We start from the raw sequence: 21,497 nt of genomic DNA, 5'->3' as shown, positions 1-21,497 counted from the left end.
CCGTGTCGGGCCGGTGGGGCAGGGCTCAGCGGGTGAGGTCGGCCCGGCGGCGTTCCAGGAAGGCGCGCTCCGCCGCGCTCCCGGTCAGCGCCACGGCCCTCTCGTACGCCCGTGCGGCCTCGGTGGGGTGGCCGAGGCGGCGGAGCAGGTCCGCGCGCACGGCGTGGAAGACGTGGTAGCCGTCGAGGTCGAGCGCATCCACCAGGTCGAGGGCGGCGCGCGGGCCTTCGGCCTCGGCGACCGCGACGGCCCGGTTCAGCGCCACCACCGGGCTGGGCGCGAGGGCCATGAGCTGGTCGTACAGGGCGAGGATCTGCCCCCAGTCCGTGGCCTGGGCGGTCGGTGCGTCGCTGTGCACGGCGTTGATCGCGGCCTGGATCTGGTAGGGCCCCGGACTGCCCCGGCGCAGGCACCGGCGGACCAGCGACTGGCCCTCGGCGATCAGCGTGCGGTCCCACAGCGTGCGGTCCTGCTCCGGCAGCGGCACGAGCTCCCCCGCCGCGTCCTGCCGGGCGGGCCTGCGGGACTCGGTGAGCAGCATGAGCGCCAGCAGGCCGGTGACTTCGGGCTCGTCCGGCATCAGCTCGGCCAGCAGCCGACCGAGGCGTACGGCCTCCGCGCACAGCTCGGGCGCGCCGGTGTACCCCTCGTTGAAGATCAGGTAGACGACGGCGAGGACGGTGCCGAGCCGGTCCGGGAGGTCGGCGTCGCCGGGGACGCGGTACGGGATGCGCGCGTCGCGGATCTTCGCCTTGGCCCGCACCAGCCGCTGGGCCATCGTCGGCTCCGATACCAGGAACGCCCGGGCGATCTGCTCCGTGGTCAGGCCGGCGAGCAGCCGCAGGGTGAGCGCGACCCGGGCCTGTGGGGCGAGCGCGGGATGGCAGCAGGTGAAGATCAGCCGGAGCCGGTCGTCGCGCACGGGGCCCTCCTCGGCCGGCGGCTCGGCGGCGTACAGCAACGCCGCCTCGGCGTGCCGGGCGTCGCGGGAGGACTCCCGGCGCAGCCGGTCGACGGCGCGGTTGCGGGCCGTGGTGATGATCCAGCCGGCCGGGCTCGGCGGCACACCGGTCTCCGGCCAGCGCCGCACGGCGGTCGTGAACGCGTCCTGGACGGCTTCCTCGGCGAGGTCGATGTCGCCGAGGAAGCGGACCAGGACGGAGACCGCGCGACCGTACTCGGCCCGGAAGACGGCCTCGACGTCCACCGTCATCAGTCGGCTGCCTCGCCCATGAACGGGCGGACCTCGATCGGCAGAGTGGTCGCCAGGGCCGCCCTGCGGCCCCAGTCGAGGGCCGCGTCGAGGTCGGGCGCCCTGACGAGGCAGATCCCGCCGAGGTGCTCCTTGCCCTCGGCGTACGGGCCGTCGGTGACCAGGACGTCGCCGTCACGGGGCCGCAGGACCGTGGACGATTCCGGTCCGTGCAGTCCGCCGGCGAAGACCCAGGCGCCGGCCTCGCGCAGCTCCTGGTGGAACCGGTCGAGGTTCTTCCCGATCTCGGCGAGCACCTCGGGGGCGGGCGGTTCGCCGACCGGCTGCATCACGCTGAGCAGGTAGTACTTCATGACGTCCTCCTGGGCGTCGAGGGCTGTTCTGAGGGGTTCCGAGGGTTTCTGAGGGTTTCCAGAGGCTTCTCTCACCTCCTACACGAACGACGTCCGCCGGAATCGACACCTCGCGCCAGGACATCGGAAGATCTTTCCCATGACCACCACACCGCACCCGCTCGTCACCCGCGCCCGGCAGCTCGCGGACGACCTCCTCGCCCCGAACGCCGAAACGGTGGACCAGTCCGAGGTGCCCGCAGGCCACATCGCGGCCATCAAGCGGTCCGGGCTGCTGGGCATCGGCGCGCCAGAGGAGTTCGGGGGTGCGGCCGCGCCCGCCTCGGTGGTCCGGCAGACGGCGGAGGTCCTGTCCGGGGCGTGCTGCTCGACGTGGTTCGTGCAGACGCAGCACCACACGCCGGTCGCGACGCTGGTGAAGGGCGCGCCGCCGGTGCGGGAGCGGCTGCTGGGCCCGATGGCCCGAGGTGAGCTGCTGTCGGGGGTGGCATACGCGCATCTGCGGGCGTATCCCCGGACTCCGGTGCGTGTGGTGCGGGAGCGGGGCGGGTGGCGGTTCGACGGGACCGTGCCCTGGTACACCGGGTGGGGGCTCAACGACGTGATGCTGCTGGCCGGGGTGACCGACAGCGGCGAGGCGCTGTTCGCGTTCACGGAGGCGCGGGAGCAGCCGGGGCTGCGCGCCTCGCCGCCGATGCGGCTCGCGGCGCTGACCGCCGCGCGCACGGTGTCGCTGGAGCTGGACGGGCTGTGGCTCGCGGAGGAGGCGGTGACGCTGCGGACGCCGTTTGAGCAGTGGGCCGCCGAGGACCGTCCGAAGACGGTGACCGCCTCCCCCGCGGTCTTCGGTGTCACCGAGGCCGCCCTCGGCCTCCTCGACGACGACACCGCCGGGCCGCTGCGCACCCGCCTCGCCGAGATCCGCGACCGTGCCTACACGCTGGCCGACGAGGCCGGGCCGAACGAGCACCTGGACGAGCGGCTGGCGCTCAGGCTGCGCTCGTACGAGGTGATGCGCGCGGCGACCACGGCGGCGGTGGTGTCCGGCGGCGGGCGTTCGATGGCCCTGACCAGCAAAGCCCAACGACTCGCCCGCGAGGCCATGTTCCTGCTGGTCCAAGGGCAGACCGCCGAGTCACGGCGAGCGCATCTCGGCGTGCTGGCCTCATGAGGCGAACGGCGCCTGCGGGGTGGTCGACGAAGATCTGGCTCAGACAGGCGACCGCCGGCGGCCGGTCCCGGCCGGAGGCGGCGGAGTGCGGCCGAGGGCAGCCGAGAACTGGTCGACCACCTGCCCGAGCGCCTCGGCGCCGCCCGGCGCGAGGTTCGGGCGCGGACCCAGTAGGCGAGTATCAAGGTGCCGAAAGGCATGCGGAACCTCTGCCGCGGAAAACGGCGCGGAATGCTCGGTATTCCAGGCCGAAAGCGGCAGAGTTGGTTTGGGAAAGCCCAACTGCCCTACGACAGCGGTGAAAAGGAAACCCCACCGGATTGGGCAGCAGGTGGTCAGTCCTCATCGCGCGCCGGAACCACCACAAGGAACGCGTCCGACTTCAGGTCCATCACGACCGTCGCCGGCTCGCCCTCGGCCCGCAGTGCGGCGGCGTACTCCTCCGCCGGCCACGATCCTCGCGGAGCCCCGGCGGGAAAACGCTCCAGCACCTTCGCACCCATAGCCGCAGCCACCTCCAACGTCGCACCCTCGACCGATGCGGACAACTCCCGTACCCTTCGCCTGCCCTCGATCCACGCGAACATGTACACCCGCGTGAACTGCGCGCGACCGGTCGCCGACATCAGGTGACGAGCAGGTGTCGCCGTTCGACCTCGGCGGCCTTTCCTCAGCCGTCGGAGGCCCGGTGCAGGGCGAGTTCCTCGTTCAGGGCCGCGAGGAAGCGCAGCGCGACCGCGAGTTCGGCCTCGGAGAAGCGGGCCCGGGCGGCCGCGGTGGCCTCGGCGAGCGGCCGGTAGTACGTACCGGCCGTCGAACGGGCGGCGGAGGCGTACCGCAGATGCACCACCCGGCGGTCGTCGCCGCCCCGGACCCGGCGGACGAGGCCCGCGCGCTCCAGCCGCTCCACGCAGGCGGAGACGGAACCGGAGGTGAGCCCGAGGTGTTCACGCAACCGCCCCGGGGTCATCGGCCCGTCGGCGTCCAGGATGGCCGCGAGCGCCTGTACGTCGGTGGAGTTCAGGCCGTTGCCGCCCGCGAAACCGTGGACCACACGGTTGATCTCGGCGTTCATCCGCCGCAGCTGCACGGAGAGGAAGCGCAGGTCGGCGCTCCCGGCGGGCCGCCGCTCGCGCATGCCGTTCACGTGATCGGTTCTGTCCACGGTGATCAGGGTAGTGAGCTCTACACATAAAGGCGAAATAAGAGCAGAATGGACATGCGCGGCGCTTACCGCATACCGCACCAGACGCGGTCAGGCCGGCAAAGCCAAAGGAGACGAGTCATGGCCAACGTCCAGCCCACCAGAGGTGACATAACCACCCACCCCGATGCACTCGAAATGAGGGATCGGTACGCCCGTATGCTCGGCGGTCGTGATGTGGCACTCGTGGACGGACCGGTGTTCCTGCTCGGTCTGTACTGTGCGGTGTCCCCCTGGGTGGTCCACTACAGCGCCAGCCAGCCCTCACTCGCGACCCACAACCTGATCATCGGCATCGCGATCGGCCTGCTGGCACTCGGGTTCACCCGGGCACCCGAACGCATGTACGGCCTCAGCTGGGCCATGTGCGCGCTGGGTGCGTGGATGATCATCTCCCCGTGGATCGTCGGCGCCAGCCCGGATGCCGGCGTCGTCTGGAACAACGTCATCATCGGCGCTCTGGCCTTGATCCTGGGCCTGGTGTGCGCCGGTACGGCGGCGAAGAGCGCCCCCAAGCCGTAGGAAACCCCGACAGGAAGGGAGTCGATGAGTCACAGCGAGGCCGGTCCGCGACTGTCGCGGACCGGCCCCTTCCGTGTCCGCCGCGTCTGCCGCGTCTGCCGCGTACGCCGCGTCTCAGCGGCCGGGTACCAGCCAGGGCTCCTGCGGCAGCGGGCTGCCGGTCTCCAGGAGCGACTTGAGGTTGGACAGCACCGCGGCCCAGCCCGACGCCACGTCGGCACGCTCGCCCTCGTCGGCGAGGTCCTCGTGGGTGACGGTGAGGCGGACGATGTCGCCGTACGGCTCGATGTCGAAGGTGACACGGGAGTGCCTGGTCTCGTCGCCCTCGTCCTCGGGCGCGGCCCAGGTGGTGACCAGCCGGGTCGGCCGCTCGCTCTCGGCGACGGTGCCGACGACGTCGGCGATGCCGGAACCGTCCGTGCGGACGTGGGCCCAGCGGGACCCCGGCTGCCAGTCGGACTCGTTGCGGTGACCCCAGTAGGTGCCGGTGAGGTCCGCGTCGGTGAGCGCGTCCCAGACCTTCTCGGGAGTGCTCGCGATGTAGGTGACGTACACGAAGGTCGGCTTGTCGGTCATGGCTTCCTCGGCTAGTCGCTTCACGGCGCCGAGCACACGCAGGCGCGGGCGCTCGAACTTGTCGATCCACCGCTCCTGGATCTCGTGGAGCGGCACCGGGTTGAGGTAGTGCAACTTCGTCCGCCCCCGTCGCACCGTGCTGACCAGATTGGCGGCCTCCAGGACGGCCAGGTGCTGGGTCACCGACTGGCGGGTCATCTCGATGTGCTCGCACAGCTCGCCGAGCGACTGCCCGTTCTCCTGGTGCAGCCGGTCCAGCAGGCGCCTGCGCGTGTCGTCGGCCAGGGCCTTGAAGACCTTGTCCATCCCGAAGTCGTCGTCCTCTGATCGCACACTCAACGTTATGCAGGCAATTACTTGCATGTCAACCGCGGACAGGGCCCACGCGGGCAGGCCCCACTCACTCCGAAGAAACCTGGAATCGGACTGTCCTCGGTCTCGGCGGGCACACACCAAGCAGCAGGGTCCTCACATAGAGGTGATCGAGTGGCTCATCCAGATCGGCCTCGCAGCACTCGGCGTCGCGGCCCTGGACCGGGCGCGCGGGCGTCACTGACGGGGACAAGGAGGACGTAGAGCATGGTGAGCGACGCCGAGCTGCGGTATCTGCGCCGGTGTGTCGAGCTGGCCGCACAGGCGCTGGACGCCGGGGACGAGCCGTTCGGGTCGGTGCTGGTCGGCGCGGACGGCGCGGTGCTCGCCGAGGACCACAACCGGGTGGCCTCCGGCGACCGCACCCGGCACCCGGAGTTCGAGCTGGCGCGCTGGTCGGCGGGGCACCTGTCGCCGGAGCAGCGCGCGGCGGCGACCGTGTACACGTCCGGCGAGCACTGCCCGATGTGTGCGGCGGCGCACGCCTGGGTGGGCCTCGGCCGCATCGTGTACGTGGCGTCGTCCGAGCAGCTCGCCTCATGGCTGGCGGAGTTGGGCGTACCACCGCCTCCGGTGCGGACACTGCCGGTCAACGAGGTCGCGCCGGGAGTGTCCGTCGCGGGTCCGGTCCCGGAGCTCGCGGAAGAGGTACGGGAACTGCACCGCCGCTTCTACCAAGGTCGCCGCTGAGCCGCCCCACTTGGCCGCCAGCTGCAGGTCTGTGATTTCAGGTGGCAGTCCCTGTTTATCGGGCCTCGGGCACCAGACCGCGGGCCCTGGTTTCGGGCCCCTGCACACCAGGACCAAGCCTCCGGCTTCGGACCGCCGAACACCCGGCCGCAGGCCCCAGGCCACCACCACGAGGCGCCAGCCTTCGGGTCCTCGGGCATGGATCCCAGACCCCAGGCCACAACCACGTGCCGGGGCCCCGTAACCCTGGCCACCACCACAGGCCGCAGGCCTAATCCCTGGCAACAGGCAACAGGCAACAGGCAACAGGCAACAGGCCCAGGCCCGCGAGACCCCTGGCCCCAGACGTCCGGACCCGGACCGCCGGCCGCAGGCGCTCGGCCGTAGGTGCTCGGCCGCAGGTGCAGCCCACAGACCATAAGCCGCAGGCGCGGGCCGCGAGCGTCTGGCCCACGTCGCAGACCCCTGACCCCAAGCCACAGGCCCTGGCCCCAGCCCCAGCCCCAGCCCCAGCCCCAGGCCACAGACAACAGGCCTCTAGCCCATGCCCCAAGCCATAGACCCCTACCCCCGGCCGCATAAGGCCCTTGGGCCCCCGTCCTGGCCCCACCGGTGATCACCCGCCGATGGGGCCTCCCTCGTGCGTGCCGTGAGCGGCGTGGGCTCAGCGCACCGCCCGGGGACGGAAGCGCCGGTACAGCAACGCGCCGCCCAGCACCATCGCCGTGGCGCCGAGCGCGGCGGGCAGGGTGGTGTCCGCGCCCGTATCCGCGAGGCCGGACGTGGTGGGCGGCGCGATGTGCGGCGCCGGGCGGGCCTTCGGCGGGATGGACGGCTCGGGCCTCGGTGGCGGTGACACAGGACGCTCGGGTCGGACCGGGCGGTCACCGGGGGTGTTCACGGACTCGTTGCCGACGGCCCCGTTGCCGATGCCGACGACGTTCACGCTGTTGCCGCTGACGTTCACCGGCAGATGCACCGGGAGCTGCACTCCGTTGCCGGAGATCACACCCGGCGAATCCTTTCCGCTGCCCTCGGCGACCGCTCCCCCGCCCGACCCCGACCCCGGCTCGGGGCCCTGGTCGTCGTTGTCGCTCACGTTGGCGCATCGGTTGCCGGCGGCGGGGTTGAGGAGCCCCACCACGTTCACGGTGTTCCCGCACACGTTCACCGGGACATGCACCGGGACCTGGATGGTGTTGCCGGAGATCAGACCCGGCGAGCCGACCGCGGCTCCGTCGGCCGCGGAGTCCGCGTGCGCCGGAAACGTCACAGCCATCGCGCCCGAGGCGGCGGCGACGGCGATCACACCGTTTCGGGTAACCCGTTTCATAGGGTCCCTGCCTTCCAGACGTAATCGCGGGCACTCACCCGCGCCGGGTAAAACGCAGGTGAACCATCCGAGTTATGGCTTATCCGCCTTTCACCCCATCGAGTGGCACGTTTGTCGAACTGGCAGTAAAGCCGTCCGAACCACCCAACACACTCTGTAATCGCCCGTACCGGACATGTGAGCGGGCAGGGTACGGCTGCTCCAGGCGTCCCGCTGGCCCGGAGGCGACCCCTGCGAGCGACGCTTATCGTGAGCGAGGGCGCCGTTCACCGGTCCCCAGTGGGGCGCCCTGGAGGCATCGATGCTGGCCAAGCTGTCCCCGCGGCGCACGGTACGACGCGCGGCACGACGCCACACGGTCGCCGGAGCCATCGGCCTGGCGATGCTGGGCGCCGGTCTGCCGACGACGTCCGCGGACGATCCGCAGCCCGACCTGACCCGGTTCTACCGGCAGAAGGTCGCATGGAAGACGTGCGAGGGCGCGGACCCCCATGACGGCCCGCAGTGCGGCAAGGTCACCGTGCCGCTGGACTACGCGCGCCCCGGCGCCGGAACGCTCGATCTGGCCCTGGCCCGGTACCGGGCGAGCGGCGAGAAGCGCGGCTCGCTGCTGCTCAACTTCGGCGGCCCGGGCGGCTCCGGCGTCACCGAGCTGACGTACGGCGGCGACGACTTCATGGGCCTGACCGACGCCTACGACGTGGTGAGCTTCGATCCGCGCGGCGTCGGGCGGTCCTCCCCGGTCAGCTGCGGCAACAACCCGTACGGTGGCGCTCCCGTGATCGCCGGGACCGACGAGACGCTGCGCGATCCGAACGCGGTGCTGCGGCAGTTGAGGACGGCGGCCGAGCAGTGCGCCAAACACTCCGGGCCGGTCCTGCCGCACATAGGCACGGTCAACGTCTCCCGCGACATGGACGTCATCCGCCAGGCGCTCGGCGACGACAAGCTCAACTACCTCGGTTTCTCCTACGGATCCCGTCTCGGCGCCGTGTACGCGGCCCAGTTCCCGGACAAAGTGGGCCGGGTGGCTCTCGACGGAGTGGACACGCTGACGGAGTCGCTCGCCGAGCAGGGTGTGGCGGGCGCCGCGGGGCAGCAGGTCGCACTGGATGACTTCCTCGACTGGTGCGTGAAGGACGTCTCCTGCCCGTTCGGTCAGGACGCCCGGACCGCCCGGGAGGAGGTCGCACGGCTGGTCCGGTCAATGGACGAGGATCCGGTCCCGACCGCGTTCAGCGGCGAGTTCACCGGTCAGGACCTGGTAGGCGCGCTGAGCCAGGCGCTCTACAGCAAGGACATGTGGCCCTCGCTGGAGCGCGCCCTGGCCTCGCTGGTCGAGGACGGGGACACGCGCGGGGTGGAGGCCTTCGCCACCGGCGGTATCGCGCTCCCCGGCCTGCGACAGGGCACGCAGAAGCCGTCGCCGTCCGCCGACGGTGGGCTCGTGGATCAGGAGGACGTCCCCCTGGACAACCTCCCGGCCGCGCTGATGGCGATCAACTGCGCCGACGACCCCGACCGCCCCACGGCCCGGCAGATCACCAGGAACCTGGGCCGGCTGCGCGCCCTGTACGAGGAGGCGTCCCCGGTCTTCGGCCGGTTCCGCCTCACCCAGGTCCTGCTCTGCTACGGCCGCCCCAAGGGCACCGACTTCATCCGCGAGAAGGTGAAGGACGTCGACACGCCCAAGATGCTGCTGGTCGGCACCCGCGGCGACCCGGCGACGCCGTACCGCTGGACGGTGCAGACGGCGAAACGGCTGGGGCCGTCGGCCGTGGTGCTCGACAACAAGGGCGAAGGCCACACCGCTTACCCCTCGTCCAAGTGCGTGCACAGCAAGATCGACGCCTTCCTGCTGTACGGCACCCTGCCCGCGAGCGGCAGCTCCTGCGGCCCCGAGAACGGCGAAGGGGCGGCACCATGACGATCATCGCGCCCCAAATGCCCGATACGTGAATCGGCCCTATGGTGCTGTCATGGAGCACGCACTCAGTCCCACGACCCTGGCCGAGCTGCGCCGACCGCGCCCTTACCCCGCGGTGTCCGTGCTGACGCCGACGCACCGCAGGGAGCCGTACAACGCGCAGGACCGGGTCCGTCTGCGCAATGTGGTGGCCGAGGCCAAGAAGCAGCTGGAGACCGATCCCGCGGTGACCCGGGAGCGGCGTGTCGAAGTGGCGGCCCAGCTCGACCAGGCACTCGGGAGGTCGATCTGACATACGTCGAGGACGGCCTGGTGATCTTCGCCGCCCCGGGGGAGCACCAGGTGTGGTCACTCGCCCGTTCCGTGCCCGAGCGGGTGGTGCTCTCCGACACCTTCCTCACCCGCAATCTCGTCTCCGCGCAGGTCTCCGAACGGCCGTTCTGGGTGCTGTCGGTCTCGGCCGACCGCGCCACCCTCTGGAACGGCGGCGGGGGCCGGGTCACCGAGGAGCGCACCGGCGGCTTCCCGCTGACTCGCAGGAACGAGAACTTCGACCCCGAGCGCCTGGAGCGGTTCGGCGACATGCCGAGCACCTTCCGCGACGAGGGCACCCGGCACTTCCTGCGCGAGATGGACACGGCGATGGGCGCGGTGCTGCGGGACAACCCGCGACCGCTGTACGTGAGCGGTGAGCAGGCGGCGCTGTCCTGCCTGGACGAGATCGGGGACGTCACCCGGCGTGCCGTGCACATCCCGCACGGCGGACTCTCCCACGGCACTCCGGACACCGTGTGGCAGGCCGTGCGCCCGGTGGTCGAGGCCGAGGACATGAGAACCATCGACACCGTGACGAAGGAACTCGAATCGGCGCGCGGCCGTAAGGAGTTCGTGGCCGGCGTGGACGAGGTCTGGCAGAACGCCCGGGAGGCCCGGGTGCGGCTGCTCGCCGTCGAGGAGAACTACCGCGTGACCGTGCGCGACGACGGCGACCACCTCGTCCCGGCCTCCACCGACGATCTCGACGCCCGCGAGGACATCGTGGACGAGATCGTGGAGCAGTGCCTGGAGACCGGCGCCGACGTCCGCTTCGTCCCCGACGGCACGCTGGCCGACGCCAACGGCATCGCGGGGGTCCTGCGCTACTGACGGCACCCGCGCCCCTCCGCCTAGGCTACGCCGAGACAGTCGGCGTAGCGGGAGGGTGCACGTGGGTGAGCTGCTGGGCGTGGCGGTGCTGGGCGCGGGACACATGGGAGCCGACCACATACGGCGACTCGATCGGCTGGTGAGCGGCGCCAGGGTGGCCGCCGTGGCCGACCCGGACCCGGCGCGGGCGAAGGAGGCGGCGGCCGGTATCGACGGCGTCGCGGTGCGCGCGGAGCCGGAGGCCGCCCTGGACGCGCCCGGCGTCGACGCCGTACTGATCGCCTCCCCCGGCCCCGCCCACGAGGAGGCGCTGCTCGCGGCCTTCGCGCGCGGACTTCCGGTGCTGTGCGAGAAGCCCATGGTGCCGGAGTCGGCAGGGGCGCTGCGCGTGGTGCAGGCCGAGGCGCGGCTCGGCCGACGGCTGGCGCAGGTCGGCTTCATGCGGCGCTACGACGCCGAGTACCGGCACCTCAAGTCGCTGCTGGACAGCGGCCGTCTGGGGCGGCCGCTGATGCTGCACTGCGTCCACCGCAACGTCTCCTCCCCGCCCGACTTCACCAGCGCGATGCTGGTCAACAGCTCGGTCTCGCACGAGATCGACGCGGCGCGCTGGCTGCTCGGCCAGGAGCTGACCGCCGTGACCGTGCTGCGCCCCCGGTCCTCGGCGAACGCCCCCGAGGGCCTGCTCGACCCGCAGTTCGTGCTCTTCGAGACCGGCGGCGGCGCCCTGGTCGACGTGGAGGTCTTCGTCAACTGCGGCTTCGGCTACCAAGTACGGTGCGAGGCCGTCTGCGAGGCGGGCAGCGCCCGGATCGGCGAGGGTCACACGATGGTCGTCACGGCGGAGGGCGGCGCCCGCGAGGAGGTGGCGCAGGACTACCTCGTGCGGTTCGCGGACGCCTACGACCGCGAGGTGCAGTCCTGGGTCGACGCCACCCGGCGGGGCCGGGTCACCGGCCCGAGCGCCTGGGACGGGTACGCCGCCTCCGCCGTGGCCGAGGCCGGGGTCCGGGCGCTGGAGAGCGGCGGCCGGGTGACCGTCGACCTCGCGGCGCGCCCGGAGCTGTACGCGGACGTCAGCGGCTGACGCCGACGTCAGGCACCGTCGAACAGACTGTTGAGCCCGCGCTCGACGGCTCCGGCCACGTCCTCCTCGCCGGGCGCGACGACCGCGTACGTGCGCAGCAGGAAGCGGCGCAGGGCCGCGGTGTCGAACTGGAGCAGCGCCAGCCCGCACGGCGAGTGGAACTCCAGCACCGTACGGGCCCGTCCGCACGGCCAGATGTGCACGTCACCGCTCCCGGCCGGACCGCACACGCCCTCCTGGAGCAGGGACCGGGCGAAGGTCCAGCTGAGGGCCTCGCCGTCGAGGCACGCATCGGGCGGGAAGTCGAAGTGCACGGCCAGTGGGTCGGTGGAGAGGTAGCGGAGCGTGACGGGGACGGGGACTTCCCGCTCCTCCGCCGTGATCAGCCGGGCGCGGGCGGGCTGCTGGAGAGTGATGTCCATGCTCTTACGAGCTCGTTCCGGCGTCTCACGTACACCTTGAACGCGTGTACGTCGAACACCCGAATGAGCGTGGTACGCCGAACCCGACGGTCCGTCAATTCGCGTACGCAGGCTACGACTTGCCCTCGCACGCGATGTACTCAGCACCTACGCCACAAGCACTCCGTGAAGACGGTGGCATATGCCAGAAGCACCACCGTATCGTGTGTTGCCAAATCCCTTACAGGGCGTCGCGGGCTGTGCAACAGTCGTAACGGTCCCACCGTCAGCCTTGTCGTACCGTCCCCCGCATCGGAGTGCGTCATGCCGTCCCATCTCTCTGCGGACCGCCCAGCCGCCCAGCCGCCAGGACGCGGCTCGGTCGACGCGCTGATATCGCAGACGCGGCGACTCAAGGGCGACGTGGACGCCGTACGGCGGGACGCGCAGAGTGACGGTTCGGACCCACAGGATCGTTGGCAGCGCGCACTCTACGACCTCGCGCTGCACCAGCTCAACGATCTCGACGAGCACCTGGCCCAACTGCGCGACGGCCCACCGCCGGTGACCTCGGCGGCCGAGCCGGAGCCGGTCCCGACGCCACCGCCCGCTCCCCGGGGCGAGTCGCTGCTCAGCAGGGTCGGCAGCGCGGAGTGGAACCTGCTGACGGACCAGGCCAGTTGGTCCGGCGAGCTGTACGAGATCCTCGGCCGCGACCCCGCCGCTCCCCCGCTCACGCTGGACGAGCTGCCCTCGCTGGTGCTGGACGCGGACCGGCCGATGCTGACCGCGATGGTCACGGACTGCCTGGTCGACGCCAAGCGCATCGACGGCGAGTTCCGGATCGTACGGCCGGACGGCGAAGTGCGGACCGTGCACATGATGGGCGAGCCCGTGCTCGACACTGACGGCGGCACCGCCTCCATGTGGGCCGTGCTGCGGGACGTCAGCGAACTGCGCCGCAGCCAGCAGGCGGTGAGCGAGACCCGTGACTCGCTCGAGCGCCGACGGCACGTCGCACAGACCGAGCACCGGCTTGCGGTCGAGTTGCAGGAGGCCGTGCTGCCGCCGTGGCACGGCGCCCTGCGGCTCCCGCGCCAGGGCCCGCGCAGCCTCGATCTGGCGGCCCGCTGTCTGCCCTCCCCGACCGGCGCGCTGATCGGCGGCGACTGGTACGACGCGCTGGAACTGCCCGACGGCGAGACCCTGCTGAGCGTCGGCGAGCTCACCGGCCACGGCGTCACGGTGACGTCGGGCATGGCGATGCTGCTCGGCGCGGTGCGCGGCATGGCGATGGCGGGCACCCGGCCGGGCCGGCTGCTGGCCTTGCTCAACCAGCTGCTGGACACCACCGTCCAGCCGGCCCTCGGCAGCGCCGTCTGCTGCCGCTACGACCCCCAAACCCGCACGCTGGTGTGGGCGCAGGCAGGACACCCCGCCCCGCTGCTGTTCCGCAACGGGACGGGGCGCAGGTTGAACGCACCGGACGGCGTCCTGCTCGGCGCGACCTCGGGTGCCGCCTACGGCGAGGCCGAGGAGCCCCTTGAGGAGGGCGACCTGATCCTGCTGCACACCGACGGGCTGGTGCCCGGCGACAACGGAACGGCCGCGCACCGCCTCACCGACCTGGCCCCGCGCCTCACCGAGGCACGGACCGCACAGGACTGCGTGCGGACGGTCGTGGAGGAGTTCGGCGGGGCCGAACGCGAGGACGACGCCTGTGTACTGATCGCCAGGGTCACGTCCTAGGCGACAGTCGGCATAGGGGACAGCTGATGGACGGGCAGTCGATGGATGGGGACGTCGGACTACACCTGTGAGCTGTTGCCGCCCCTCCCCTTCGGCTTGGGCAGCGCCAGCCTGATCTCCTCTCGCAGTTGCTGGATCCTCGGGTACTCGGCGTACTCGGCGGTGAGCCGGTACATCTGGCGCAGCCGGTCCCAGGTGCGGCGCGAGGAGTTCTGCCCCATCGACATCAGGGCGAGGCGGGCGAACCGGTCTGCCTGTTCGGGGTCGTCCGCGATGAAGCACGCGGATGCCATGGACAGGAAGTCGAAGATCTTCGACCGCTGCTGTGCGTCGATCCGCAGGGCCAGCGCCTTGTCAGCGTAGTGCTGGGCGTGCGCCGCCGCGCCCGGCTCGAACTCCGCGAGCGTGCGGTAGGCCAGGGCCTGCATGCCGTACAGGTCCGCCTCGTTGAACAGTTGCATCCAGCTGGGCGGCGGTACGTCCGCCTTGTCGGAGACGAACAGGTCCTCCGCCTGACCGAGGGTCCGGCGCATCGCCTGGCCCTTGCCCATGGACGCCTGGGCCCACGCCTCGACGGTGTGGAACATCGCCCGCGTACGGGGCAGTACCTCCTCCCCGGAGCCGGACTGGGCGAGCTTCATCAGGTCCAGCGCGTCGTCGGGCCGGCCCAGGTGCACCATCTGGCGGGCCGCTCGGGAGAGCGCCTCGCCGGCGCGGGGCCGGTCGCCGCCCTCTCTCGCGGCATGGGCGGCGATGACGAAGTACTTCTGGGCCGTGGGCTCCAGGCCGACGTCGTGCGACATCCAGCCCGCGAGGACGGCGAGGTTGGCCGCGACGCCCCACAGGCGCCGCTGGAGATGGGGTGGGTGACGGTAGGCGAGCATGCCGCCCACCTCGTTGAGCTGGCCCACGACCGCCTTGCGCTGGAGCCCGCCGCCGCGGGCCGCGTCCCAGGCGCGGAACACCTCGACCGAGCGCTCCAGTTCCTCGATCTCCTGCGACCCGATGGGGGCGGCCTCGTAGCGGTCGAACCCGGCGGAGTCGGCGTGCAGGGGGTCGTCGAGATGGGGAGCGTCGGCCGCCAGGGCCGGATCGGTGTGCAGCCAGTCGTACATGGCGCTGCTGAGTGCGGATCCCGCGGCGAGCACGGCACCCGCGCCCACCAAGCCGCGTCGGTTGAGCATGAGGTCCATTCCCGTGAATTCGGTGAGGACCGCAGCGGTCCGTTCGGGCGCCCACGGCACGCCGTCGGGATGTTCCACACTCCCGTCGCCCTGCCGCTTCCCCGTACGCCCGTGCCGGACCAGACCGAGGTCCTCGATGGTCACGACACGGCCGAGACGCTCGGTGAACAGAGCCGCCAGCACCCGCGGCACCGGATCGCGCGGGATCTCTCCCATGTCGATCCAACGCCGCACCCGTGAGGTGTCGGTCGCCAGCTGGGGGTGGCCCATGGCCGCCGCCTGCTTGTTGACCAGCCTCGCGAGCTCCCCCTTGGACCAGCCGGCCAGGCCGAACAGGTCCGCAAGGCGGGTGTTGGGTTGTCCGCTCACGTCAAGCCCCCAGGTTCTCGGCTGAGTTGACAGTAGCCCGGGGCGAGTTGCCGGGCGACTATTCGCCAGGGTTCGCCAGGGTGCGCCAGATGGTGTGCCACGGGGCATCGGGTGTCAGGTAGGAACGCGCCACCCCGACCCGGTCGCCTTCCTGATACGGCTGGTGCACTCCCCAGGGTGCACCTGGGCGGTCGGTTCGGGTGGCGCAATGACGTCGCAGGCACACGAAGGGATCTGTCTCGCCCATGTACGCAGCATCGTCCTCCGTGTCCGCCCCGCCCCGGCCGCTGCGCCCGCGCCCCGCGGCTCCCGCCTCCCCGAGGCCGGGAGAGCCCCCCCTGCCGGGTGGTGGCGGCCCCTACCTCGCTCCCGCGCGCCCGACGGCCCCCGTGCTCGGCGCGGGCCGGACGCGGCGCCCCGCGGGGCTCGGCACCCAACCGCTCAGCGGGAGACTCGACTTGTCCGGCCCCCAGGGCGCCCAGCTGCGCTCGGTGATCGCCTCGGTGCACCGGATCTGCCCGGAGTTCGCCCCGGTGCAGGTACTGCGGCGCAGCGGACGGTCGGTGCTGCTGGTCGGCACCACAGGACGCAGTACGGCCGTCGCCAAGTGTTTACTGGACCAGTCCCCGGCGTGGGCCGAGCGGATCCGCCACGAAATAGCGGCATACCGCTCGTTCGTCCGGCACCGCCCGCCCGTGCGGGCGCCCCGGCTGATCGCGGCGGACCCGGACAACTGCACACTGGTCATCGAGCGGATGCCGGGACGGGCGGCGGCGCTCCAGCGGCACCCGGCGGAGGCACCGCCGCGCACGGACATCCGGCAGGCGCTCAGCGCGATCTGCCGGCTGAACGCCTGGCGGCCCCCCGCGGGCACGTTCGACGCGCCGCTGGACTACGCGGCCCGGATCTCCCGGTACCACGAGCTGGGGCTGCTCACCGACCGGGACCTGGGCGACCTGCAGAAGCTGCTGCACGGCATCGCGCTCGCCGCGGGCCGGCAGGGCATGGGCCAGTTCTGTCACGGCGACGCGCTGCTGTCGAACATCCTGCTGTCGCCCGCGGGCCCGGTCCTGGTGGACTGGGAGCACGCCGGCTGGTACCTGCCGGGGTACGACCTGGCCACTTTGTGGTCGGTGCTCGGCGACGCCCCGGCAGCGCGGCGGCACATCAGCCAGATCGCCCAGAACGCGGGACCGGCCTCGCGGGACGCGTTCCTGGTCAACCTGATGCTCGTACTGACCCGTGAGATCCGTACGTACGAGACGGCCGTGCAGCGCTCGATGCACGACGCGACCCCGGCGGCAACGGGAGTGGCCCACCCGGGTGCTGCGCCGTCCGGCGAGGAACAGCGGCTGCTGCTGCGGCGGCTGCACGACGACTGCCAACTGGCCCGGCGGGCCGTGCGCGCGGCGGTCGGCACTCGCTGAAGGGGGATGACGGTCCGCGGCGCGCCAGGGACAGCGGCGCACCGCGGACCTCGTCGTGCCGCCGTGAGAACCGGGTCCATTGGTGTACGCCACTGACGCCCCGCAGGCCCGTCGGCCGCCGCCACGAAACTCCCACAACCCTGCCCTGACCGGGGAAATCGCCTCCTGGACCGCATGATTGACGGATTGTCGGCGAGCCGGTACCACTGACACGCCCGGCCCCGCAGGCCCATCGCGCCCAACCGTCCCAGGAGGCTGCTTTGCGAGGACCCGCCACCGACCCCCAGCGAGCCGCCGGGCCGAGACGCGCACGCCGGACCGCCGGCGCCGTGGCCTCCGCGGCGCTGCTGCTGCCGTTGCTCGGCGCGGCCCCGTCCGACGCCCTGTCGGACAGTGAGCTGCGGCAGGCGTTCGAGCAGGCCGCCGCGGAGTACGACGTACCGCAGAGCGTGCTGCTCGGGGTCTCCTACCTCCAGTCCCGCTGGGACGGGCACGGCGGCGCGCCGAGCGTGACCGGCGGCTACGGCCCGATGCACCTCACCGACGCCCGTACCGCGCTGGCCACGGCCCCGCACCACAGTGACGGCACGGAGGACCCGCGCGGCGACGACGCCCGTCCGCCGCTGCTCCCCGACGTGCAGCTCCCTCAGGACGCCGAACTCCCGGCCCGCCTCAAGACCTTGACGAGGGCCGCCGAGCTGACTGGCCTCAGCCCCGAGCAACTCCGCGAAGACCCCGCTGCCAACGTGGCGGGCGGTGCCGCGCTGCTCGCGGCCGCGCAGCGGGAGCTGGGCAGGCCGCTGAGCGACGATCCGGCGGACTGGTACGGGGCGGTGGCCCGTTTCCCGGGCGCCGACGACGCGGCGACCGGGGTGGCGTACGCGAACGACGTGTTCGAGGTGATCCGCACCGGCGAGGAGCGGTTCACGGACGCCGGGCAGCGCATCTCCCTGGCGCCGCAGCCGCACCTCACCCCGGCCGCGGACCGGCTCCGGCGCACGCCCGAGGCGGAGGGCACCGAATGCCCGGCCACCGTCTCCTGCGAGTGGATCCCGGCGCCGTACGAGGAGTTCGGCGACAGCGACTACGGCAACCACGATCTGGGCGGGCGCCCGGTGTCGCAGAGCATCGAGTACATCGTCGTGCACGACACGGAGGGCGCCTGGGAGGGCGTCCTCGACATGGTGCAGGACCCGACGTACGTGTCCTGGAACTACTCGCTGCGCTCCACGGACGGCCACATCGCCCAGCACGTCAAGGCGAAGGACGTGGCCTGGCACGCGGGCAACTGGTACGTCAACGCCAAGTCGATCGGCCTGGAGCACGAGGGTTTCCTGGCCGCGCCCGACGCCTGGTACACGGAGGCGATGTACCGCTCGTCGGCGCGTCTGGTGCGGTACCTCGCCAAGAAGTACGGGGTCCCGCTGGACCGGCAGCACATCCTCGGCCACGACAACGTGCCCGGCCCGACCACGTCGACGGTCAGTGGCATGCACACGGACCCTGGCCCGTACTGGGACTGGCAGCACTACTTCACCCTGCTCGGCCGCCCCTTCGGTCCCACCGCCCGCGCGGGCAGCGCCATGGTGACGATCCTGCCGGACTACGCCTCGAACCGGCCGGAGTACACGGGCTGCACCTCCCCTGGCGAGCCGTGCGCGGTGCACGGTTCGAGCGCGGTACGGCTGTACTCCGGGCCCGGTGAGACGTACCCGCTGATCAAGGACATCGGTCTGCGCCCGGGCGGCGGGGACTCGACGACCGGCGTCAACGACATCGGCTCGCGGGTCTCCACGGGTCAGCAGTACGCGGTGGCCGGACGCCAGGGCGACTGGACGGCGATCTGGTACCTGGGGCAGAAGGCCTGGTTCCGCAACCCGGCGAAAGCCCCGACCGCGGTGCCCGCGAAAGGCCTGGTCGTCACGCCGAAGAACGGCCTGGACAGCGTTCCGGTGTACGGCCGCGCCTACCCGGAGGCGTCCGCCTACCCGGTGGGGGTACCCGCCCAGCCGGTGTCCCCGCTGCCGTACGAGCTGCTCAGGGGCCAGAAGTACGTCGTCGGTGACAAGGTGCCCGGCGAGTACTACTACGCCGTCACCTTCGCCACCGACGGGCACAAGGTTGTGGTGGGCAAGGACCTGTACTACGAGATCCAGTTCGGCCACCGCGTCGCGTTCGTCCGGGCGGCCGACGTGAAGGTGTCGTCGTAGCGCCTCAGCCCTGCTGGAACAGCTCCGCCGGGAGCGGCTTCAGCAGGGCGTACAGGTCGTCGGTGATGGGACGGTCCCAGGCGGCGATGGTGACCAGGACGTTGTCGCTGCGGTCGAACTGCACGCAGGAGATCCGGCTCTCGGAGAGCTTCAGGCGGCGCACGATGAGCAGGTTGTCGCCCTGCATCACCGGCACGTCCTCGGTGCCGACGACCGTCACTTCCTCGTCGTTCTCCAGGGCCAGCAGCAGCTGGGCCACCTCGAACGGGATCTGCCCCTCGGCGACCTCGCGGGCCGGGGAGCCCTCGGGCAGGTTGCCGATGATCATCGCGGGGCCGCGGCCGCCGAACAGGTCGTAGCGCAGGAAGACGCCCTGGCAGGTGCCGTCGGGGGCGGGCAGCAGGCCCGCGCCCAGATTGCCGGGCCAGTCGCCCGGGTCCATGGCCAGCACGTCGAAGTCGGGCCCGGCGGGGGTGGCACTGCGGCGGCGGAGGAACGACATGCCGCCAATGGTACGTGCCCGCAGGTCGTCGGCGCCGGGCGGGCGGTCTCCGTTGCGGCGACGACGGGCCCCGGGTGGGCTTCTTGTGCCGTTCGTGGTGGCGGGCCACTCGGGCGCGGTTGCCGCAGGACGGTGTGCACCACTCCTGCCGGGGGTGCTCCTTGAGGAAGTAGCGCGCGCGGCGCGGTGCGTGGCAGGCACGGAGCCGGTCGCGGTCGGGGCTCGCGAGGAAGGCGATGGCGGCCGGCGCGAGCACCGCGGTGAGTTCTTCGTCCCCGTGCGCGGACCGGTGGTGTACGACGGGTTCGGCGTCGTCGGGCCCGTGCAGGACGGGGACGGTGGGGGTCCGGGCGGTCGCGGCGTTGAGGCAGGTCAGGGCTTCGGGGACGGGCAGCGGACGGGAGGCGTCGGCGGGGCTCGGGGCGGCCGGCCGTACCGCTCGGGCGAAGAGGGCGCGGACGGCCGCGCGCAGCTCGCGGACGGCGGTGAGGGCCTCCGCGTCAGCGGTGTGGGCGCCGGCATCGGGCAGGGCGCCGGGGTGGGAGCGCACCCACGCGGTGAGCCCTTCGGGATCGCTCAGGTCGTCGGCGACACCGCCGTGTCCGTCGTGCCGGACGGTCAGGGCGAGGTCGAGCGCAAGTCGAGCGTCCGTGCTGGTCGGGTCCTGTATGGCGCTGACGATGAAGGCGGGGAGCGACCGTCAGCGCGTTTCACTCCTCCGGCGGCGCGGGCGGCACCACCGCCACCGGGCTCGCCGCGTGCAGCAGTACGGCGTGGGTGACCGAGCCCATCATGCGGGCGGGGGCGAGCAGGCGGCGTCGGTGACGGCCGACGACGACCAGGTCGGCGTCCCGCGAGTTCGCGACCAGCTGGGCGGCGGCGTCTCCGGGGGCCAGGTACACCTCCGCCCGGACGTCGGGGTGACGGCGGCGGTGCGGGGCGAGGAAGCCCTCCGCGAGGGCACGGGTCTCGCTCTCGACGGCGTCCTGGTCGATACCGGTCGTCAGCAGCTCGCCCGTGGAGCCCGCCCAGAGCTGCACGGGCCACGGGTACGCGGCGACCACCTGGAGGCGGGCGTCGCGCCGCGCGGCCTCCTCGAAGGCGAAGGCGAGGGCGGCGTCGTCCGGGCCGTCCACGTTGAGGCCGACGACCACCCGGGGTCCCGGTTCCTGCGGCGGGGCGTCGTCGACCTCGCGGCCGGGCCGGGGCACCACGACGACCGGGCACTCGGCGTCCCGGGCCGCCGCGAGGCCGTTGGAGCCGAGCAGGAGCCTCGCGAAACCGCCGCGCCCCCGGGAGCCGAGCACCAACAGCTGCGCTTCGGCGCCCATTTCGGGGAGTACGGCGGCCGGGGTGCCCTCCGGGCCGAGGTAGTCCACGACCAGTCCCTCGGCGCGCTCGGCGAGGTACGTGCGGGCCCGGACGAGTACCGGATCGTCCTCCGGCTCCGGCAGCCGGGCGACCTCCACACCGGCGGGCACCCGCACGGCGTACTGCCGCACATGCACCACCCGCAGCGGCGCGCTGCGCCTGCGGGCGGCGTCGAGGGCCCAGTCCAGGGCCCGCAGACTGTCGTCCGAACCGTCGAACGCGGCGATGACCGGCAGGGTGCTCATGTTCCTCACCTCCGGAAGTGGCGACCGACCTACTTCCCGGGGCCAGCCTCGCTCAGGCCTCCGCCCCGGGAGGTCTCACAGGATCGCGTGTCCCGAAAACCGGGCGGAACACCCCCGGATCGGCCCGTCCACCCCGGTTCACCCGGGTGGCCTCAGGTCAGGTCGAACTCACCCTCCCGGGCGCCCGACACGAACGCTCCCCACTCGGCGGGGGTGAAGATCAGGGAGGGGCTCTCCGGGCGGCCGCTGTTGCGCATGGCGATGAAACCCTCGACAAAGGCGATCTGCACATCCCCCAGGCCGCGGCTGCTGGACTGCCATTCGGCGTTGCTCAGGTCCAGTTCCGGCTTGTCCCAGCCCTTGAGCGGCTGCTGCTGGGTGGTGGTCTCGGCCACGTCCGTGCTCCTCCCGACTCGTCGTCCGCGGCCAGCCTAGCGATCGGTCC

The 21,497-nt window shown here is 72.0% G+C and carries 19 protein-coding genes and 2 pseudogenes; 9 read left to right on the top strand and 12 right to left on the bottom strand.

Annotated elements, in window-relative coordinates; translation table 11 throughout:
- Nucleotides 1–25: 25 nt before the first annotated feature.
- Both I2W78_RS38010 and I2W78_RS38005 read right to left on the bottom strand, forming a co-directional pair.
- Nucleotides 26–1,213, bottom strand: coding sequence for an RNA polymerase sigma factor (locus tag I2W78_RS38010; protein WP_196465316.1), 1,188 nt, complete (start codon nt 1,211–1,213; stop codon nt 26–28).
- The gene (locus I2W78_RS38005; RefSeq protein ID WP_196465315.1) at nt 1,213–1,566 is read right to left on the bottom strand and encodes a YciI family protein; all 354 of its coding nucleotides are present in this window, start codon (nt 1,564–1,566) and stop codon (nt 1,213–1,215) included. The genes I2W78_RS38010 and I2W78_RS38005 overlap by 1 nt, the downstream gene beginning before the upstream one ends.
- Before the next feature lie 139 nt (nt 1,567–1,705).
- On the opposite strand from I2W78_RS38005, the gene I2W78_RS38000 reads away from it, so the two are divergent.
- The gene (locus tag I2W78_RS38000) at nt 1,706–2,737 is read left to right on the top strand and encodes an acyl-CoA dehydrogenase family protein (protein WP_196465314.1); all 1,032 of its coding nucleotides are present in this window, start codon (nt 1,706–1,708) and stop codon (nt 2,735–2,737) included.
- A 335-nt stretch (nt 2,738–3,072) separates the two neighbouring features.
- Here I2W78_RS38000 and I2W78_RS37995 read toward each other — a convergent pair whose 3' ends face one another.
- Together I2W78_RS37995 and I2W78_RS37990 are read right to left on the bottom strand one after the other, a co-directional pair.
- Complete coding sequence (locus tag I2W78_RS37995; RefSeq protein ID WP_179382542.1) at nt 3,073–3,240, bottom strand: hypothetical protein; 168 nt, start codon at nt 3,238–3,240, stop codon at nt 3,073–3,075.
- Between the two features lie 167 nt (nt 3,241–3,407).
- Nucleotides 3,408–3,875 carry a MarR family transcriptional regulator gene (locus I2W78_RS37990; RefSeq protein ID WP_196465576.1) on the bottom strand — a complete coding sequence of 156 codons (468 nt, stop codon included), beginning with the start codon at nt 3,873–3,875 and terminating at the stop codon, nt 3,408–3,410.
- Between the two features lie 147 nt (nt 3,876–4,022).
- Here I2W78_RS37990 and I2W78_RS37985 point away from each other — a divergent pair, with 147 nt between their 5' ends.
- Complete coding sequence (locus I2W78_RS37985) at nt 4,023–4,463, top strand: SPW repeat protein (protein WP_196465313.1); 441 nt, start codon at nt 4,023–4,025, stop codon at nt 4,461–4,463.
- 114 nt (nt 4,464–4,577) lie between these two features.
- Here I2W78_RS37985 and I2W78_RS37980 read toward each other — a convergent pair whose 3' ends face one another.
- A complete protein-coding gene (locus tag I2W78_RS37980; protein ID WP_196465575.1) occupies nt 4,578–5,345 on the bottom strand; it encodes an ArsR/SmtB family transcription factor in 768 nt (255 codons plus the stop codon).
- A 273-nt stretch (nt 5,346–5,618) separates the two neighbouring features.
- Between I2W78_RS37980 and I2W78_RS37975 the strand changes: the two genes are divergently transcribed.
- On the top strand, nt 5,619–6,101 hold the full coding sequence (locus I2W78_RS37975) for a nucleoside deaminase (RefSeq protein ID WP_196465312.1): 483 nt from the start codon (nt 5,619–5,621) through the stop codon (nt 6,099–6,101).
- A gap of 664 nt (nt 6,102–6,765) precedes the next feature.
- Here the strand turns inward: I2W78_RS37975 and I2W78_RS41525 are convergent.
- Entirely contained in the window at nt 6,766–7,434 is a 669-nt protein-coding gene (locus tag I2W78_RS41525) for a chaplin (RefSeq protein WP_196465311.1), read from the bottom strand.
- Nucleotides 7,435–7,735: 301 nt separating this feature from the next.
- Here I2W78_RS41525 and I2W78_RS37965 point away from each other — a divergent pair, with 301 nt between their 5' ends.
- From I2W78_RS37965 to I2W78_RS37955, 3 genes and pseudogenes are all read left to right on the top strand, one after another.
- The gene (locus I2W78_RS37965) at nt 7,736–9,361 is read left to right on the top strand and encodes an alpha/beta hydrolase (RefSeq protein ID WP_196465310.1); all 1,626 of its coding nucleotides are present in this window, start codon (nt 7,736–7,738) and stop codon (nt 9,359–9,361) included.
- A 52-nt stretch (nt 9,362–9,413) separates the two neighbouring features.
- A pseudogene (locus I2W78_RS37960) lies at nt 9,414–10,507 on the top strand (baeRF3 domain-containing protein).
- A 61-nt stretch (nt 10,508–10,568) separates the two neighbouring features.
- Nucleotides 10,569–11,594 (top strand): Gfo/Idh/MocA family protein, encoded by a 1,026-nt coding sequence (locus I2W78_RS37955; protein ID WP_196465309.1) that lies wholly within the window; start codon nt 10,569–10,571, stop codon nt 11,592–11,594.
- An 8-nt stretch (nt 11,595–11,602) separates the two neighbouring features.
- On the opposite strand, the gene I2W78_RS37950 is transcribed toward I2W78_RS37955, so the two are convergent.
- On the bottom strand, nt 11,603–12,016 hold the full coding sequence (locus tag I2W78_RS37950; protein ID WP_196465308.1) for an SsgA family sporulation/cell division regulator: 414 nt from the start codon (nt 12,014–12,016) through the stop codon (nt 11,603–11,605).
- A 303-nt stretch (nt 12,017–12,319) separates the two neighbouring features.
- Here I2W78_RS37950 and I2W78_RS37945 point away from each other — a divergent pair, with 303 nt between their 5' ends.
- Nucleotides 12,320–13,744: a PP2C family protein-serine/threonine phosphatase gene (locus tag I2W78_RS37945; protein ID WP_196465307.1), complete on the top strand. Its 1,425-nt coding sequence runs from the start codon at nt 12,320–12,322 to the stop codon at nt 13,742–13,744.
- A 59-nt stretch (nt 13,745–13,803) separates the two neighbouring features.
- Here I2W78_RS37945 and I2W78_RS37940 read toward each other — a convergent pair whose 3' ends face one another.
- On the bottom strand, nt 13,804–15,297 hold the full coding sequence (locus tag I2W78_RS37940) for a DNA-binding protein NsdB (protein ID WP_196465306.1): 1,494 nt from the start codon (nt 15,295–15,297) through the stop codon (nt 13,804–13,806).
- A gap of 245 nt (nt 15,298–15,542) precedes the next feature.
- Here I2W78_RS37940 and I2W78_RS37935 point away from each other — a divergent pair, with 245 nt between their 5' ends.
- Entirely contained in the window at nt 15,543–16,724 is a 1,182-nt protein-coding gene (locus I2W78_RS37935; protein ID WP_196465305.1) for an aminoglycoside phosphotransferase family protein, read from the top strand.
- A 260-nt stretch (nt 16,725–16,984) separates the two neighbouring features.
- Nucleotides 16,985–18,934 carry an N-acetylmuramoyl-L-alanine amidase gene (locus I2W78_RS37930; RefSeq protein ID WP_196465304.1) on the top strand — a complete coding sequence of 650 codons (1,950 nt, stop codon included), beginning with the start codon at nt 16,985–16,987 and terminating at the stop codon, nt 18,932–18,934.
- 4 nt (nt 18,935–18,938) lie between these two features.
- Here I2W78_RS37930 and I2W78_RS37925 read toward each other — a convergent pair whose 3' ends face one another.
- From I2W78_RS37925 to I2W78_RS37910, 4 genes and pseudogenes are all read right to left on the bottom strand, one after another.
- Nucleotides 18,939–19,436, bottom strand: a complete 498-nt coding sequence (locus I2W78_RS37925) for a hypothetical protein (protein ID WP_189700669.1) — start codon at nt 19,434–19,436, stop codon at nt 18,939–18,941.
- A gap of 79 nt (nt 19,437–19,515) precedes the next feature.
- A pseudogene (locus I2W78_RS37920) lies at nt 19,516–20,106 on the bottom strand (CGNR zinc finger domain-containing protein); the annotation flags it as partial.
- Between the two features lie 40 nt (nt 20,107–20,146).
- Entirely contained in the window at nt 20,147–21,052 is a 906-nt protein-coding gene (locus I2W78_RS37915) for a universal stress protein (protein WP_196465303.1), read from the bottom strand.
- A gap of 152 nt (nt 21,053–21,204) precedes the next feature.
- The gene (locus tag I2W78_RS37910) at nt 21,205–21,447 is read right to left on the bottom strand and encodes a DUF397 domain-containing protein (RefSeq protein WP_196465302.1); all 243 of its coding nucleotides are present in this window, start codon (nt 21,445–21,447) and stop codon (nt 21,205–21,207) included.
- Nucleotides 21,448–21,497 lie beyond the last annotated feature (50 nt).

It is taken from the genome of Streptomyces spinoverrucosus (assembly GCF_015712165.1).
GTDB lineage: Bacteria > Actinomycetota > Actinomycetes > Streptomycetales > Streptomycetaceae > Streptomyces > Streptomyces spinoverrucosus_A.
The sequence above is the reverse complement of the archived record's forward strand: the minus strand, read 5'-3'. Positions and strand labels throughout refer to the sequence as shown.